Source organism: Microvirga makkahensis, from assembly GCF_009830105.1.
GTDB lineage: Bacteria > Pseudomonadota > Alphaproteobacteria > Rhizobiales > Beijerinckiaceae > Microvirga > Microvirga makkahensis.
Window position 1 is genome coordinate 253,832 of record NZ_WURB01000001.1, and the last position, 16,331, is coordinate 270,162.

Here is a 16,331-nt window from a genome sequence, read left to right on the forward strand (position 1 = left end):
GCCGGCCGCCGGAGCGGTGCCGTTCCTGTCAGCGCTGTGGGAGCCGATTGCCATCGCTGCCCAATCCTCCAAAGACCGCGGCCCTGCCGCGAAGAACGGCACGTTTGTAACGGGCGGGATCCGGAATGGCAAGTGCTTGAAACAAACGAAAAGCCGAAGCTCGGAGACCGTATAGGAAATGTCCCTCTCCCCGCTCCCTGGACAGACGGCAAAATGCCCTAGATCACCGCAAGCTCGGCTTTTATTCACGCCGTCCCGTCCGAATGTGAGGTGACTTCGATGAAAAATGCGATTCGTGGCTTGTGGCTCACCGGTCTCGTGACTCTGCCGCTCGCCGCGTGCAATCAGACCGCCACAGGCCCTGCCTCGGCGCCCGCGAGCTTCCGTATGCCGGAGGGCTCCGGCTGTCAGGGCGAGATCGCCCGCTACCGCGCCGTGATGAGCAACGATCTCGCTATGGGGCACGTGAACCAGTCCGTCTATAACCGTGTCGATCGGGAGATCGGGCAGGCCGAAACCACCTGCGCCGCCGGACGCGACGCGGAAGCGCAGCGGATGATCCGCGCTACCAAGGCCCGCTACGGTTACGTGTGAGCAAAGACCCACTCGAAGAAAGATTGCTGGAACAGGGGCATCGCCTCCCGGTCGATGTCCTCCGGAGTGCGGACGACCCGCACATCCTGCAGTTCCGGCTCGGGCTCCTTGGCAATATTGGCACGGATCAGGGCAGCGCCCTCCCCCGCCGTCATAGGCAGGGTGACGTTCCGGAGCAGCGCGACCGTCGGCCAGCGTCGGATGATGATCCACTCATCGTCCACGTGGCAATCGGCTTCTCCAAGCCCCGTTTCTTCGGCCAGCTCGCGGGTCAGACTCGCTGCAAGATCGACGGTGCCGTCGGGCCTTAGATCGGAAAGGTCAGGCGTGCCGCCCGCGAAATAGACCCGGCCTGCATTCGCGGTATGCGCGCTCATGACGCCGCAGATATAGGCGCCATCCGACCCGCGCAGGGCTCCCATGGCGAAGCCATTGGCAATGCTCCGGTCGGGATAGCCGCCGTCGATCCAGGCGACGAGATTCGCGTAGTTCGTCTCGAAATAGGTGTTGCGGCACAGATCCTGCTCGAACTCCAGCTTACTAAGCAGCAGCACCCGGCCGTTGAACATCTTCGGCGTCTGAGCCGTGCGGCGCTTCCAGTTCGCCTCGATGAGATCCCGGTTCTGCGCGGCCCAGGCCCATTCCATCGGTGCGCATCTCGCCTCGACGCGCGAGACGCGCCTGATCAGAACGTCCGACGTCACGCGACGATCTCGCCGCGGCTCACCATGACGGCGGAGCCCCCGATCTCGGCGGCAACCAGCTCGCCGTTCTTGATCGTCATCTGGAGGGCGATCACGCTCGCTCGCCCCATCTCGACGCCCTGTTCGATGACAATGTCGTGCTCGCCGTCACCCAGGGGCTCGCATTCCATGAGCGCTCCCGCGAAGGCCGCCGCGGCGGAGCCGGTAGCGGGATCCTCGACGATGCCCATGCCCGGCCCGAACATGCGGGCGCGGAAGCGCAAGCCTGCCGCTTCCGGCACACGCGTATAGACGTAAGCCGAAGGATGGTCGCTATCGGCGAAGGCCTTGTCGAAGGCATCTCCCTTCGGCCAAGCGCGAGCCAGGGCTTCAAGGGACGCGACGGGCACGAGATCATAGGCCACCCCCGCCGAATGGCGGCTCGGCACATGGCGCTCGAAGCCGATGTCCGTAGGATCGAGGCCGAGAGCCCAGGCGCAGGTGGTGCTGTCCTTGCCCTCACCCCAGGAGAACGGCAGGCGCGGCAAGCGAAAGCGCGCTTCACCGCTCACCGTATCCTTCACCTCGGCCGCGCAGGAAACGATGCCGATCTTCTCCTTCAGGCCGAAGGCGACGGCGCCGGGCTCACCATTCTGGTCCAGAAGAGCAAGCAGCACCGCCGTACCCACGGTGGGATGGCCCGCGAAGGGCAGCTCGCGTCCCGGCGTAAAGATGCGGATATCGGCACGCTGATGCGGATCGGTGGGCGGGAACACGAAAACCGTCTCGGAAAGGTTGAACTCCTTCGCGATCGTTTGCATCTGCCCGTCATCGAGCCCTTCCGCCTCCAGCACGACCGCCAGGGGATTTCCAGTGAAGCGCTCCGATGTGAAGACGTCGAGAGTGATGAAACGACGAGCCATGCGGATCAGACCTCTTCGGCGGTGAAACGGTGGGTGGGCGAGACGAACTCGTCCTGTGCGGCAATGGTGAGGATCTCGCGGGATCCCGCCTCCTCCGTGCGCTTGAGCAATCCGTAGACAGAGGCGGAGGCTTCGGCAAGGGCCGTCGCAGCGGAGCGGGAGCGCGCGTAATGAACGAAGAACAGCGCGGCAATGGCGTCCCCCGCCCCGTTGACGCTCAACGACAACCTAGGGGTGCGTACCCGCCAGAAATGACCGCCCTCGCCTGCCACGAGATCGATGGCGTCGGAAGGCGTCTCCCGCGTCTCGACGGAGGTCACGAGCACGGCCCTGGGGCCGAGTTCCTGCACCGTCGCCACGGCCTGCTTAACATCGCTCAGGGTTTCGGTCGTGAGGCCGGAGAGATAGTTCAGCTCGAACTGGTTCGGTGTGATGATGTCGGCCGCCGGAATAGCCTTCTCGCGCATGAATTCCGGGATGCCGGGACGAACAAAGACGCCGCGGCCCACATCGCCGATCACCGGATCGCAGCAATAGAGGGCCCGGGGATTGAGCGCCCGCACCCGCGCGACGGCGGAGAGGATCGCGTTGCCTATATCGGCCGAGCCCATATAGCCCGAGAGCACACCGTCGCATTTTTCGAGCACGCCGCGCTCGGCAATGCCCTCCACGAGTTCCTCGATGGCAGGCCCGTCGAAGACCCGGCCCTTCCAGGAGCCGTAGCCCGTATGATTGGAAAACTGCACCGTATGAATGGGCCACACTTCGACGCCGAGACGCTGCATCGGAAAGACGGCGGATGCATTGCCCACATGACCATAGGCAACATGTGATTGGATCGAGAGAACATTCATGGCTATAGCCCCCTTCTCTCTTTCGGTTACCGCATTACCCAGCTGGCTTCAAATGACGTGATGTGATCCTTTCCATCACGGGAATACCGGACCGTGACATGAGGTTCGTGCGTTCGCTACGGGAAAGCCATGAGGAGACGCCGCGCGTGGATCTGGAGACGATCACGAATCCCATTCTCGGTTTCATTCGAGACAACCAAGCCTATGCTCCCCTGATCGTGGGGCTCATGACGTTCGGGGAGTCCTTTGCGTTCATCTCTCTCGTCCTGCCGATGGTCACCATTCTCGTTGCCGTGGGTTTCGCGCTGGCGGCAGCGGACATCACGTTCTGGCAGGTCTGGCTGAGCGCGGCGGCGGGAGCCGTCCTGAGCGCCTGGATCTCGTACGAGATCGGCCACAAGGCCAAGAAGCGTGCCTACGGGATCTGGCCCCTCTCGACGAAACCAGAGCTCATCGACAGAGGGGAACGGTTCTTCCAGCGCTTCGGTCCCTGGGCCATGTTCCTGGGCCGGTTCTTCGGCCCCACGCGCGCGGTCCTTCCGCTGATCGCCGGCATCTTCCTGATGCCCCGGGTGCTCTTCCAGGTGGCCAACATGGCGTCCGCCTCGGTCTGGGCCTTCGCCCTGCTCGCTCCGGGGGCAGGGCTCGCCCGTTACCTGCTCTGGTAGATAGATTTTTTTCGAGGGAACCAGACTCCAGAGGGCTCATTAACCTCCCACGTCAGAAGGAGGTTTCCCATGGGCAAAGGCAAGATGAACGGCGACAACTCCGCCGAGAGCAAGAAGCACCCCGGCGATCACATCCGCGGCTCCGGCGGAACGACCAAGAAGCGCCTCGATCCCGGCAAGCAGGATAACAACAAGGCTCAGAACACTAAGAGCAACCAGCAGTAAACGGGCCTGCTCTTCATCCGAACAGGTGGAGCCCCTTTAGATCCGGAATTGGCAGAGTCCTTCGGCAATGTTGCGTTATATCGGCAAGATCGCGGAGGACCTCTGCCGTTGAATCCATCCCGGCAGGCCTCTACGCCTAAGAGATCCATGACGACTCGCCGGACGAATGGCTGCCGAACGAACTCGGCATGGCCGGTCGAGCACTGGCGTCGTTGCGACTGGAGGATCGGGGCCGTTCTGCCTGCCGCCTTCTCGCTCATCGAGGCGCTGGCCGCTCCCGACACGCTTACAGAACGAAACAGGGGCGGAAGATCCGCCCCTGTTTCGTTCTGTTTTCGAGAGATCAGTTCTTGGTCTTGTCGACCAACGCCTTTTCCTTGATCCACGGCATCATGTCGCGAAGCCGCGCGCCCACGTCCTCGATGGGGTGAGCGGCATTGCGAGCGCGGGTCGCCTTGAAGGAGGTCTGGTTGACCTTGTTCTCGAGCATCCAGTCGCGGGTGAACTTGCCGGATTGGATATCCTCCAAGACGCGCCTCATCTCGGCCTTCGTCTCGGCCGTGATGATGCGCGGACCCGTGACGTACTCGCCGTATTCGGCGGTGTTCGAAATCGAGTAGTTCATGTTGGCGATGCCGCCCTCGTAGATGAGATCGACGATCAGCTTCACTTCGTGCAGGCACTCGAAATAGGCCATCTCGGGGGCGTAGCCCGCCTCGACCAGGGTTTCGAAGCCGGCCTTGATCAGCTCGACGAGGCCGCCGCAGAGCACGACCTGCTCGCCGAAGAGGTCGGTCTCGCACTCCTCCTTGAAGGTGGTCTCGATGATGCCGGCGCGGCCGCCGCCGTTGGCGGACGCATAGGACAGCGCGATGTCATGGGCATTGCCCGTGGCGTCCTGATGGATCGCGATCAGAGTCGGCACGCCACCGCCACGGAGGTACTCGGAGCGGACCGTGTGGCCGGGGCCCTTCGGGGCGACCATGAGCACGTCGAGGTCCTTGCGGGGCTCGATGAGGTTGAAATGCACGTTGAGGCCGTGGGCGAAGAGGAGAGCCGCGCCCTGCTTCATGTTGTCGTGCAGGTCGCTGCGGTAGATGTCGGCCTGCAGCTCGTCGGGGGTCAGCATCATGACCACGTCGGCCCACTTGGCGGCCTCGGCCACTTCCATCACGCGGATGCCGGCGCCCTCGGCCTTGGCCGCGGAGGGAGAGCCCTTGCGCAGCGCAACGACGATGTCCTTCACGCCGGAATCGCGCAGGTTCAGCGTATGGGCATGCCCTTGGCTGCCATAGCCGACGATGGCGACCTTCTTGCCCTTGATCAGATTGATATCGGCGTCGCGATCGTAATACACGCGCATGGTGCTCTGGTCCTTGTCTTTAAGGGGGTTCCCCCCGGTCTTCATTTGCATTGCGGTCCGGCCGAACACCTTCGCGCAACATTTGTCTTGTCCAGCGCCGCTTTTAGCGAACAAAACTGCGCTGACAAGTCGAAGTTTGTAGGAAAGCTGCGAAGGCTACCTTCCGGGCTCCTCGCCCTCCCACAAACGGTCCGAGCATGGAGAGTTCAAACGCCTCCCGTATGCTCTAGATTGGCTCTCAGCAACCCTCCTTTCGAAGGACAAGCCGCATGCAACGCCTCGCCACCCCCGATGAAGTTCTTGCCTTCTGGCGTGAAGCCGGACCCGAGAAATGGTTTGCCAAGGACGAAGCCTTCGACCAGCTCTGCCGGGACCGTTTCATGCCGACCTACGAGGCCGCCGCGAGAGGGGACCTCAACGAGTGGGAGCTCACCCCGGAGGGCGCGCTCGCCGTCGTTCTCCTTCTCGATCAGTTCCCGAGAAACATGTTCCGGGGACAGCGCGAGACCTATAAGACCGACCCCGTCGCCCTGATGGTCGCTGACCGCGCCATCGAGAGAGGGTTCGACCACAAGGTGGAGCCGGAGCTCCGCCGTTTCTTCTACCTGCCCTTCATGCACTCCGAGTCCTTGCGGCACCAGGAGCGCTCGGTGGCTCTAAACGAAGCCCTCGGCGACGAGGTTTCCATCCATTGGGCGCGTCACCATCACGACGTCATCGCCCGTTTCGGCCGCTTCCCCCACCGCAATGCCATTCTCGGACGGGAGACGACACCGGAGGAGGAAGCCTTCCTGCAGGAAGACGGCTTCAGGGGCTGAACCCTTCACATGATCCCTTCCGCGCCGCGCGCCATCGCGGCAACGCCGGTGCGGGACACCTCCACGAGGCCGACCGCCATCATGAGCTTGATAAAGCGCTCGACCTCGTCGGTCGTGCCGGTCAGCTCGTAGACGAAGGAGGTGAGCGTCGCGTCGAGCGTGCGCGCACCGAAGGCTGAGGCGAGACGCATTGCCTCCACGCGGTGATCGCCCTTGCCGACCACCTTCACGAGACAGAGTTCGCGCTCCACCGCCTCTCCGGTGAGCGTGAGATCCACCACCCGGTGCACCGGCACGAGCCGCTCGAGCTGGCTCTTGATCTGCTGAATGATGCTGTCTGTGCCCGTAGTGACGATGGTGATGCGCGAGATATGCGCCTCGTGCTCCGTCTCGGTGACCGTCAGGCTTTCGATGTTGTAGCCGCGGCCCGAGAAGAGACCGGCGATGCGGGCGAGGACGCCTGGCTCGTTGTCGACGACCACCGCAAGGGTATGCCGGTTGACGGGCTCGACGCGGTGCGCATCGGGATAGTGTGTTTTCATCTGGAGCATTTGCGTTGTCCGGCGTTGGTGTCTGGCTTCAGGCTGCCTTGCGGAAATTCTCAATCGCCTCTTCGTCGACCTCGTCGGCATCGACGATCCAGCTTTCTTTCAGGGCGGCGGAACGCCATTCCTGGAATGTGGGAAGCGAGAGGATCGCATCGACATAAGAGCGCGTCCCCGCATCAAGGGCGAAGGAATAGGTGTCGAGGCGGGTCGCGAGCGGCGCATACATGGCGTCCGCCGCCGTGAAAGCGCCGAAGAGAAACGCCCCGCCCGCTCCGAAGCGCTCCCGCGCCTCGCGAACGATCTCGGAAAATCGTGCGACGTCTCGGGCCACGGCCTCGCCGCGATCTTTCTGCGCATATTTCTTGCCGAGATTCATCGGGCAGGCGCTGCGCAGGGCGGTGAATCCCGCGTGCATTTCGGCCGCGACCGAGCGCGCCATGGCCCGGGCCTTACGATCCTCAGGCCATACGGGAGCTCCGAAAGCCTCGCCCGCATATTCCATGATCGCGATGCTCTCCCACACGGTCACTTCGCCGTCGATGAGGATCGGCACCTTGCCGGCGGGTGAATATGTCAGCACCCGCTTCTTCGTATCGGGAAGGTCGAGGGGAATGACGATTTCGTCGAAGGCGACTCCCAGCTGCTTCATGAGCAGCCAGGGCCGCAGGGACCAGGACGAGTAGCATTTGTTGGCAATGACGAGGGTCGGCATGGCTTCCGTCTTTCCTATTACACCAGCATCTTGCCCTTCTCGTCGATCACGGAGCCGATATCGGCTCCGGTTTCGCCGAGATAGTCGTTGAGCAGCATCTCGTTATGCGCCTTGCCCGACGGAATCATCGGGAAGCAGTTCTCGGTCTTGTCGACAATACAGTCGAAGATGACGGGGCGGTTAACGCTGATCATTTCCATGATCCTCGCATCGAGGTCGCTGGGATCGTCGCAGCGGATGCCGACCGCGCCATAGGCCTCGGCGAGCTTCACGAAATCGGGCAGCGATTCCGAATAGCTCTGCGAGTAGCGCCCGCCGTGCAGCAGCTCCTGCCACTGGCGCACCATGCCCATGTACTCGTTGTTCAGGATGAACACCTTGACCGGAAGGTTGTACTGCAGCGCCGTGGACATCTCCTGCAGCATCATCTGGATCGAGGCCTCACCTGCAATGTCGATGACGAGGGAGTTCGGATGGGCGAGCTGCGCGCCGACGGCCGCGGGCAGGCCGTAGCCCATGGTGCCGTGTCCGCCGGAGGTCATCCAATGGTTCGGATCTTCAAACTTGAAGTACTGTGCCGCCCACATCTGGTGCTGGCCGACTTCGGTGGTGATATAGGGCGAGCGGTCCTTGGTGAGCTCGTAGAGACGCTGGATCGCATATTGCGGCTTGATGGTTTCCTTGGAGTTCTTGAAGGCGAGGCAGTTGCGGGCGCGCCAGCCCTCGATCTTGCTCCACCATTCCTGCAGATCAACCTTGTCGGCCTGCTTCGCGCCCTGGCGCCACAGGCGCACCATGTCTTCCAGCACATGCGCGCAATCGCCCACGATCGGAATGTCTACCTTCACCGTCTTGTTGATCGATGACGGATCGATATCCACGTGGATGCGCTTGGAGAACGGCGAGAAGGCATCGAGGCGGCCAGTGATACGGTCGTCAAAGCGCGCGCCGATGTTGATCATCACGTCGCATTCATGCATCGCAAGATTGGCCTCGTAAGTGCCGTGCATGCCGAGCATGCCGAGCCACTGCCTGTCGGAGGCCGGATAGGCGCCGAGGCCCATCAGCGTCGAGGTGATGGGAAAGCCCGTGAGCTGCACGAGCTCGCGCAACAGCGCCGACGCATGCGGGCCGGAATTGATGACGCCGCCACCCGTATAGAACACGGGCCGCTTGGCGTTTGCCATCAGCTCGATGGCGGCGCGGATGTGGTCCATGTCGCCCTTGACGGTCGGACGGTAGGTCTTGTGCTGGTTGCTCAAGGGGCGCACATAGCTGCCCGCTTTGAATTGGATGTCCTTCGGCAGGTCCACGACCACCGGACCAGGGCGCCCGTTCTGCGCCACATAGAAGGCCTCATGCAGAATGCGCGGCAGGTCCTCGATGGATTTGACGAGGTAATTGTGCTTCGTGCAGTGGCGCGTGATGCCCACCGTATCGCATTCCTGGAAAGCGTCGGAGCCGATGAGATGGGTCGGCACCTGACCGGTGATGCAGACGAGCGGGATCGAGTCCATCATGGCATCCGCAAGACCGGTGATGGCATTGGTCGCACCGGGGCCCGAAGTCACCAGCACCACGCCCGGCTTGCCCGAGGCGCGCGCATAGCCTTCCGCGGCATGAACCGCTCCCTGCTCGTGACGGACGAGGACGTGACGCACCTTGTCCTGATGAAAAAGCGCGTCGTAGATGGGAAGAACCGCGCCGCCCGGATAACCGAAGACATGCTCGACCCCCTGGTCCTGCAGGGCTCGGATCACCATTTCGGCTCCGGTCATTGTCTCGCTCATGGTATTTAGCTCCGTCGGGTGTCTTGAGTGCTTGTCTGCGTTGTTCTGGTGTTTCGGGCAATAAAAAAGGCCCCTGAGGGGGCCTGTGCGCCATCGCCGGACCTGCGGGGATCAATCCCGCTCCGTCGATGGCGCTCGTACTACGAGAATAAGCTTGCGCATTTGGGCAGCTCTCGGTTCAAAAGTTGCGCAAACGCTAAACGATCCGTCTCACCCGGTCAAGCGGCTCACATTGGCAGGGCCCGCCTTAGCTTTTAATCTTCCTGTCCTATTTTAGTCGAATGACCATGACCGATACGATCTCTTCCACCGGCGTCCGCACGCAAAATCAACGCCTGACCGCCCGCGCCCTGCTCCTGGGGGACCGCCTCGACGTGGCAGGCCTGGAGCGCAGTGATGTTCTATCCACTGCCCCCCTCGCCTTCCGGGCTGGTCAGGAGGGCTTCGTGGCTCTCTTCCGTTACGGCGTGGCTGTCCTTGTCGGCCTGACGCCCCTCGAGGAGGACGAGGTCATCCGGGGTCTGCGCCAGCGTATTCAGGGCGAGTTCTCGCGGCATGAGGAGGAAACCGCGATCATCGAGATTTCGCCCGACCGGGACGACCAGATCCCGCCGGGCGGCCCGATCTATATCAAGCACCTCTCCACCGAACGGCTCGTCGTCATCGCCGACGCCCTTTCCAAGAGCGCGGCGCTGGCCCGGGACGAACGGGAGGCCGCAGCCGTCTTCGACCTCGTGGAGCCGGCCGCCAGACACCTCGCCGAGAAGGGCCGCCGTCCACCCGGGCGCCGGGAGATTCTCAAGCATGTGGGGCACGCCCTTCTCGTTCGCCAACGCGTCTCCGGCCGCGTCGCGGTAGAAGAGAAGCCGGACGTGCTCTGGGACCGTCCGGATCTGGAGCGCCTCTATGCCCGCCTCGAGGACGAATACGAGCTGAAGGAACGCGCCACAGCGCTCCACCGCAAGCTCGAGGTGATCGGCGACACGGCCCAGGCGCTGACAGATCTTATCGACACCGAGCGCTCGCTTCGCCTCGAACTGATCATCGTTCTCCTGATCGTGTTCGAGATCTTCATTACCTTCTACCAGATGGCCATCGGTTATCTAGGAGGGCATTGAGCCCGGCCATTGCGACCTCGTATCCCCTCTCCGGGTCCACCCATTGCCAATCCGGCAATTGGTTGCGGAACCAGGTGAACTGGCGCTTGGCGTAGCGTCGCGTGTCGCCCTGTCCCTTGGCTATGGCTTCATCGAGAGACATCTCGCCGCGCAGGTAGGCCAGCAAGCCGGGAATGCCGTGGGCTCGCATGGCTGGCAGCATGGGATCGAGATTCCTTTCCCCCAGAGCTTTCACCTCGTCGAGCGCGCCCTGTTCCATCATGACGAGAAAGCGCCGGTCGATGCGCCGGCGCAGGTCCTCCCGGTCGGGAGCCAGGAAGAGCTTGATCACGGGCACATCGCTCAGCGGTCCCGGCCGGCGGGCTCCGTGGAACGACACGAGCGGCTGACCGGTGGCCGCGAAAAACTCCAGGGCGCGCTGCACCCTGAGCCGGTCCGACGGACGTAAAGTGCGCGCCGTTTCGGGGTCCCGCTCCGCCAGGAGACGGTAGAGCTCGGGAGTTTCGAGCCCCTCGCTCTCTCGCCGTACCGTCTCGCGGATTTCCTCGGGAACGGGGGGCATATCGGAGAGGCCCTCCGTCAAGGCTTTGAAGTAGAGACCGGTCCCGCCCACGAAGATCGGTAGCTCACGGCCCCGGATCTCCTCTAAAACCCGGACAGCGTCCGCCACATAGCGACCGACGGAATAATTCACGGCGGCATCCACATGCCCGTAGAGCCGGTGAGGCGTCTCGGCCTCCTCCTCTGAAGTCGGGCGGGCCGTGATCACCCGCAGGTCGCGGTAGACCTGCATGGAATCGGCGTTGATCACCACACCACCGAGACCTTGAGACAGTTTGATGCCCAAGGCGGACTTGCCTGATGCGGTGGGGCCTGCAATGAGAACCGCTCCGATCCTTTCGTCACTCACGGTCCGGTCTCCCCATGGTGTCCTCTCAAGCAACCCTCGTCGCGACCCTGATCGCCAATCCATCCCAACCCGTTGTCTCGGACGACCTCGTGGAGAAAGCGGCGCGCACGCTGGGACATGGGACGGAACGCACCGTTCTGGCAAGGGGAATCGCGGCCGACCTGGTTCTGACCGCCTCTGCCCAGGCAAAGGAGGTCGAGACTTCCCTGCGCACGGCCCTCGAAGGCGAGCCCGTTGACATCGTGGTCCAGCCCTTTGCCACCCGGCGCAAGCGGCTGCTCCTGGCAGACATGGATTCCACCATGATCGGCCAGGAATGCATCGACGAACTCGCCGATTACGTGGGGCTTAAACGCGAGGTTTCGGAGATCACTGAGCGTGCCATGCGCGGCGAGATCGCCTTCGAGCCGGCGTTGCGCGAACGTGTCGCCCTGCTCAAGAACCTACCGGTCAAGGTGGTGGACGAGATCATCGAAAAGCGCCTCACCCTGACTCCCGGCGGGCCGGCGCTGGTCCGGACCATTCGCGCCAGTGGCGGCTACACCTGTCTCGTGTCCGGCGGTTTCACTCTGTTCACGGGTCCCATCGGCTCGAAGATCGGCTTCAACGAGCACCGCTCCAACCACCTGATCCTCGACGGGGAGAAGCTCGCCGGTCTCGTCGAGGAGCCGATCCTGGGCCGCGAAGCTAAGCTCGCGACGCTGATCGAGCTGCGCTCCCACTTCAACCTCGCCCATCATGAGACTATGGCCGTAGGTGATGGCGCGAACGATCTCGCCATGCTGGGGGAAGCGGGACTCGGCGTCGCCTTCCGGGCCAAGCCTACGGTCGCCGCTGCCGCCCATGCCCGGATCGACCACGCGGATCTGACGGCGCTGCTTTTCGCTCAGGGCTACCGGGCGGAGGAGATCGTTCAGGTTTGAAGCGTCGGACGTGGAAAGCGGACTTGCGCTTTCGGGGTAAATCCGACGCTTCCTCCTTGGACGGGAGCATCGTTCAACGCGGCCCTTCGGGGCCGTACGGTGCGCCGGGGCATCGTGTCATAGCCGGGCTCGTCCCACCCATCCGACGTGGACGAGCGCAGCGCTTCTCGGACCGGGATCACCGGCACAAGCCGGTGATGGCGTGAGAAGCGAGCGGAAAACTGGGTCGATTTTTTCACCGGCGTGGCTCATCGGGTCCCGGGCTTGACCCTGCGGGTCCATACGATGCGCTAAACCTGCGCCTGCATGCGCCTGACGATTTCCGCGACCACAGTGGGATCCGCCACAGTGGTCGTGTCGCCATGGTTCTCGAAATCGCCAGCCGCGATACGCGTGAGAATGCGCCGCAGGATCTTTCCCGAACGGTTCTTGGGTAGTTGGGGCGTCCATTCGATGCGGTCCGGGGTGGCGATGGGGCCGATGCGGGTACGCACCACCTGGATGAGTTCGCGCTGCAGTTCCGCACTTTCGGCGACGCCTTCCTTCAGCGTCACGAACGCGAAAATGCCCTGTCCCTTGATGACGTGCGGGAAGCCGACCACGGCCGCCTCGGCCACGGATGGGTGAGAAGCCAATGCCGCTTCCACCTCCACTGTGCCGAGACGATGGCCGGACACGTTGATTACGTCATCCAGGCGGCCCGTGATCCAGTAATACCCATCCGCATCGCGGCGCGCTCCGTCGCCTGTGAAGTAGAACCCCGGATAGGCGCTGAAATAGGTTTCGAGAAACCGCTCGTGGTCGCCGAGAATCGTGCGGGCCTGCCCAGGCCAGGAATCCGCGAAGCACAGGCTGCCACTCCCCTCGCCCTCGACGGTCGTGCCGTCACTGCCGAGCAACGCGGGGCGGACGCCAAAGAATGGCCTGGCTGCGGAACCCGGCTTCAGTGCCATGGCTCCCGGCAGCGGACAGAGAAGCACCGCGCCCGTCTCGGTCTGCCAGTAGGTGTCGACGATCGGGCAGCGGCCGCCACCGACGACCTCGTGGTACCAGAGCCACGCCTCGGGATTGATGGGCTCTCCCACTGAGCCCAGGATCTTCAGCGACGAGAGATCGTGCTTGCGCACCGGCCCGTCGCCCTCGCGCATCAGCGACCGGATCGCCGTCGGCGCGGTGTAGAAGATGTTGACCTTGTACTGCTCAACAATCTGCCACCAGCGCGACGTATCGGGCCAGGTGGGCACGCCCTCGAACAGCACGATGGTCGCGCCATTCGCGAGAGGCCCGTAGATCAGGTAGGTGTGAGCCGTTACCCATCCGACGTCGGCCGTGCAAAAATGGACATCGCCGGGGCGATAATCAAACATCGCCTTGAAGCTCGCCGCCGCATGCACGAGGTAGCCACCGGTCGTGTGCAGCATGCCCTTCGGCTTGCCCGTGGAACCCGAGGTATAGAGTACGAAGAGAGGATCTTCCGCCCCGACCGCCAGCGGATCACAGACATCCGGTACCTCAGCCAGGGCTTCATCGTACCAGCAGTCACGTCCCTCCTTCAGCGGAACGTCGCGCCCCGTACGGCGAACCACGAGCACATGCTCGACGAAAGACAGCTTCTCCAGCGCCGCATCTGCGTTCTTCTTCAAGGGCACGAATTTGCCCCCGCGCTTGCCTTCATCGGCAGTTATCAGGACCCGAGAGCGGCAATCCTCGATTCGGCCCGCGAGCGCCTCCGACGAGAAGCCGCTGAACACGACCGAGTGAATCGCGCCGATCCGCGCGCAGGCGAGCATGGCGGCAATCGATTGATGGATGACCGGCAGATAGACGCTGACGAAATCACCCTTCTTCACGCCAAGCTTCTTCAACACATTGGCGAGGCGAGACACTTCGCTGTGCAGTTCGCTCCATGTGATCCGCTTCGTCTCGCCCGGCGTGTCACCCTCCCACAGGATCGCTGTCTCGTTCCCGCGGGCGGCGGCGTGGCGATCCAGGCAGTTGTAGGAAGCACTCAGCTGTCCGTCGGCGAACCATCCGATGGTGACATCCTCGGGCGAGTAGCGCGTGTTCTTGACCTGCGTGAACGGCTTCGCCCAGTCCAGGATCTTTGCCTGCTCGTGCCAGAAGCCCTCCGGATCATCGATGGACTGCCGATAGAGGCGCTCATAGGCTTGCGCATCCACATGCGCAGCGGACTGCAGAATGGAGGGGACGGGAAAAACGTTCTGGGTCATCGAAATTCGTGATTAGTTTCACGAGCGCCTGTGCGGCTCGTGACGGGAAACAACGACGTCAGATGTCTCCACTTTGGACGCTTTGTCAACCAAAACGTTCTTTATTTAGAACACGCCGCCTGTGGTACTGCTTATGAAAAAGGCGGCCGAAGCCGCCTTTTCTGGACTTCTCAGATACTTACTCGATCGACAGTGCAACGAAGCGGACCTCACCTTGGGCATTCGAAACCAACAGCAGCGCAGATTTGCGCCCCTGCGCCTTGAGGTCGTCGATCTTCTTGGTCACGTCAGCAGGATTCGTCACCGGCTCCTGGTTGACCTCCACGATCACTTCGCCGGCCTGAATCCGCTTGTCGGACGCCGAGGAATTGGGATCCACCCGGGTGATCACCACGCCCTTCAGGTCGTCCTTCAGGCTGAAGCGGCGGCGCAGTTCGTCCGTCATGCCGGACATGCTGAGGCCGAGCGCCTGACGGGTGGCGGTGGGAGGATCGTCGGAAGGCTGCTGCAGGCTGGCCTGCTTCTCGCCATCCTCGAGGCGGCCCAAGGTTACCTTCTTGGTCATCTCCTGTCCTTTACGGACGATGGTCACTTCCACCTCCTTGCCTACGGGCGTGGAGGCGACGATGCGCGGCAGGTCGCGGGAATCCTTGACGTCCTTGCCGTCGAACTTGACGATCACGTCGCCGACTTCGAGACCGGCCGGCTTGGCGGGCCCCTTCTCGTCGACCCCTGCAATCAGCGCGCCACGGGCGGTCCCGAGGCTCAGGGCCTCTGCCGTGGCATCGTCCACGCTCTGAATGCGCACGCCGAGCCAGCCGCGGCGAGTTTCGCCGAACTCACGCAACTGCTCGATCACCGGCACGGCGGTCGAAGCGGGAACGGCGAAGCCGATGCCGACCGATCCCCCCGTAGGTGAGAGAATGGCCGTATTGATGCCGATGACCTCGCCGTTCATGTTGAAGAGGGGGCCGCCGGAATTGCCTTTGTTGATGGAAGCGTCGGTCTGGATATAGTTGTCGTAGGGCCCGGACTCGATGTTGCGGCCGCGGGCGGACACGATGCCCGCCGTCACCGAACCGCCGAGGCCGAACGGGTTACCGATGGCCATCACCCAGTCGCCGGGACGAATGGCTTCGGAATCGCCGAACCTCACGGCCTTGAGAGGCTTGTCGGGCTTCACGCGAAGGACCGCGAGGTCGACCTTGGAATCCTTGCCCACGATCTCGGCCTTGAGACGGGTGCCGTCCGAGAAGATCACGCTGATGTCGTTGGCGTCGCCGATCACGTGGTTGTTGGTGACCACGATGCCCGACGGATCGATGACGAAACCCGAACCGAGTGAGTTCGAGCTACGCGGCCGGGAGGGCGAGCTGTCGCCGTTGCCCTGGCCGCGCCGGTTGAAGAACTCCTCGAAGAGGTCCTCGAACGGGGTGCCGGGCGGCAATTGCGGCAAAGTGCGATTCCGGGTTTCGACGGTGGTCGAAGCCGAGATGTTCACCACGGCGCCCGTGACCTCCTCGGCCAGATCAGCGAAGGATTCAGGAGCCGAGCGGGCCGAGGCAGGAAGCGGCATGGCTGCCGCGACAAATGTCACGACCGCGAAGAAGGATGCGGCCAGTCGGCGCAGAGGGCGCTGGAACGGCGCCGTTGTGGAGAGCGCCAGCGCATTCGTGGCTTGAGTCATCGAAAACCCTCTCTTGGAGAATGAGATATAGATTGTCGTTCCCGCTCGCCATTCAAGCGGCGAATGCGGCGGAAGCTGGGCCGTTGGCTCAACCAAACCACCGCGCCAGCCAGATGATGCCCAGGCCTATGAGGGCCGAAACGATGCCCACGAGCCGCATCCGATCGCTCGGACTGTGTGCGGCCTCATACATGGCGCGACGCATTCCATCGGGGAAGGCCGCAAACAGAATGCCCTCGACCGCGAGAGCGAGGCCGAGGGCTGCAATCAAGTCCAACATCAGT

The 16,331-nt window shown here is 63.0% G+C and carries 17 protein-coding genes; 6 read left to right on the plus strand and 11 right to left on the minus strand.

Annotation, left to right across the window (positions count from 1 at the left end):
- Positions 1–279: 279 nt before the first annotated feature.
- A complete protein-coding gene (locus GR328_RS01230) occupies positions 280–594 on the plus strand; it encodes a hypothetical protein (RefSeq protein WP_160882710.1) in 315 nt (104 codons plus the stop codon).
- Here the strand turns inward: GR328_RS01230 and GR328_RS01235 are convergent.
- Genes GR328_RS01235 through pdxY form a run of 3 tightly spaced genes read right to left on the minus strand, consistent with a single transcriptional unit; the run spans position 585 to position 3,054 of the window.
- Entirely contained in the window at positions 585–1,298 is a 714-nt protein-coding gene (locus GR328_RS01235) for an NUDIX hydrolase (protein WP_160882711.1), read from the minus strand. The genes GR328_RS01230 and GR328_RS01235 overlap by 10 nt on opposite strands.
- Complete coding sequence (locus GR328_RS01240) at positions 1,295–2,200, minus strand: PhzF family phenazine biosynthesis protein (RefSeq protein ID WP_160882712.1); 906 nt, start codon at positions 2,198–2,200, stop codon at positions 1,295–1,297. The genes GR328_RS01235 and GR328_RS01240 overlap by 4 nt, the downstream gene beginning before the upstream one ends.
- Positions 2,201–2,205: 5 nt before the next feature.
- Positions 2,206–3,054, minus strand: coding sequence for a pyridoxal kinase PdxY (pdxY, locus tag GR328_RS01245; RefSeq protein WP_160882713.1), 849 nt, complete (start codon positions 3,052–3,054; stop codon positions 2,206–2,208).
- 98 nt (positions 3,055–3,152) lie between these two features.
- Between pdxY and GR328_RS01250 the strand changes: the two genes are divergently transcribed.
- The gene (locus GR328_RS01250) at positions 3,153–3,722 is read left to right on the plus strand and encodes a DedA family protein (protein ID WP_205789644.1); all 570 of its coding nucleotides are present in this window, start codon (positions 3,153–3,155) and stop codon (positions 3,720–3,722) included.
- Positions 3,723–3,791: 69 nt separating this feature from the next.
- Entirely contained in the window at positions 3,792–3,947 is a 156-nt protein-coding gene (locus GR328_RS01255; protein ID WP_160882714.1) for a hypothetical protein, read from the plus strand.
- Between the two features lie 343 nt (positions 3,948–4,290).
- On the opposite strand, the gene ilvC is transcribed toward GR328_RS01255, so the two are convergent.
- Positions 4,291–5,310, minus strand: a complete 1,020-nt coding sequence (gene ilvC, locus GR328_RS01260) for a ketol-acid reductoisomerase (RefSeq protein ID WP_160882715.1) — start codon at positions 5,308–5,310, stop codon at positions 4,291–4,293.
- 269 nt (positions 5,311–5,579) lie between these two features.
- On the opposite strand from ilvC, the gene GR328_RS01265 reads away from it, so the two are divergent.
- Positions 5,580–6,128, plus strand: a complete 549-nt coding sequence (locus GR328_RS01265) for a DUF924 family protein (protein ID WP_160882716.1) — start codon at positions 5,580–5,582, stop codon at positions 6,126–6,128.
- Positions 6,129–6,133: 5 nt separating this feature from the next.
- Here the strand turns inward: GR328_RS01265 and ilvN are convergent, their stop codons facing one another.
- The 3 genes from ilvN to GR328_RS01280 are packed head-to-tail and all read right to left on the minus strand — an operon-like array spanning position 6,134 to position 9,178.
- Positions 6,134–6,679, minus strand: coding sequence for an acetolactate synthase small subunit (gene ilvN, locus GR328_RS01270; protein ID WP_160882717.1), 546 nt, complete (start codon positions 6,677–6,679; stop codon positions 6,134–6,136).
- Between the two features lie 28 nt (positions 6,680–6,707).
- On the minus strand, positions 6,708–7,388 hold the full coding sequence (locus tag GR328_RS01275) for a glutathione S-transferase family protein (RefSeq protein ID WP_160882718.1): 681 nt from the start codon (positions 7,386–7,388) through the stop codon (positions 6,708–6,710).
- Positions 7,389–7,405: 17 nt separating this feature from the next.
- Positions 7,406–9,178, minus strand: a complete 1,773-nt coding sequence (locus tag GR328_RS01280; RefSeq protein WP_160882719.1) for an acetolactate synthase 3 large subunit — start codon at positions 9,176–9,178, stop codon at positions 7,406–7,408.
- 287 nt (positions 9,179–9,465) lie between these two features.
- Between GR328_RS01280 and GR328_RS01285 the strand changes: the two genes are divergently transcribed.
- On the plus strand, positions 9,466–10,296 hold the full coding sequence (locus tag GR328_RS01285) for an RMD1 family protein (RefSeq protein WP_160882720.1): 831 nt from the start codon (positions 9,466–9,468) through the stop codon (positions 10,294–10,296).
- On the opposite strand, the gene miaA is transcribed toward GR328_RS01285, so the two are convergent.
- Positions 10,253–11,206, minus strand: coding sequence for a tRNA (adenosine(37)-N6)-dimethylallyltransferase MiaA (gene miaA, locus GR328_RS01290; RefSeq protein WP_343039252.1), 954 nt, complete (start codon positions 11,204–11,206; stop codon positions 10,253–10,255). The genes GR328_RS01285 and miaA overlap by 44 nt on opposite strands.
- 14 nt (positions 11,207–11,220) lie before the next feature.
- Here miaA and serB point away from each other — a divergent pair, with 14 nt between their 5' ends.
- Positions 11,221–12,129: a phosphoserine phosphatase SerB gene (gene serB, locus GR328_RS01295; protein WP_160882722.1), complete on the plus strand. Its 909-nt coding sequence runs from the start codon at positions 11,221–11,223 to the stop codon at positions 12,127–12,129.
- Between the two features lie 290 nt (positions 12,130–12,419).
- On the opposite strand, the gene acs is transcribed toward serB, so the two are convergent.
- From acs to GR328_RS01310, 3 genes are all read right to left on the minus strand, one after another.
- A complete protein-coding gene (gene acs, locus GR328_RS01300; RefSeq protein WP_160882723.1) occupies positions 12,420–14,360 on the minus strand; it encodes an acetate--CoA ligase in 1,941 nt (646 codons plus the stop codon).
- A gap of 178 nt (positions 14,361–14,538) precedes the next feature.
- On the minus strand, positions 14,539–16,047 hold the full coding sequence (locus GR328_RS01305) for a DegQ family serine endoprotease (protein ID WP_160882724.1): 1,509 nt from the start codon (positions 16,045–16,047) through the stop codon (positions 14,539–14,541).
- Positions 16,048–16,135: 88 nt separating this feature from the next.
- A complete protein-coding gene (locus GR328_RS01310) occupies positions 16,136–16,327 on the minus strand; it encodes a DUF2065 domain-containing protein (protein WP_160882725.1) in 192 nt (63 codons plus the stop codon).
- Positions 16,328–16,331: the final 4 nt, after the last annotated feature.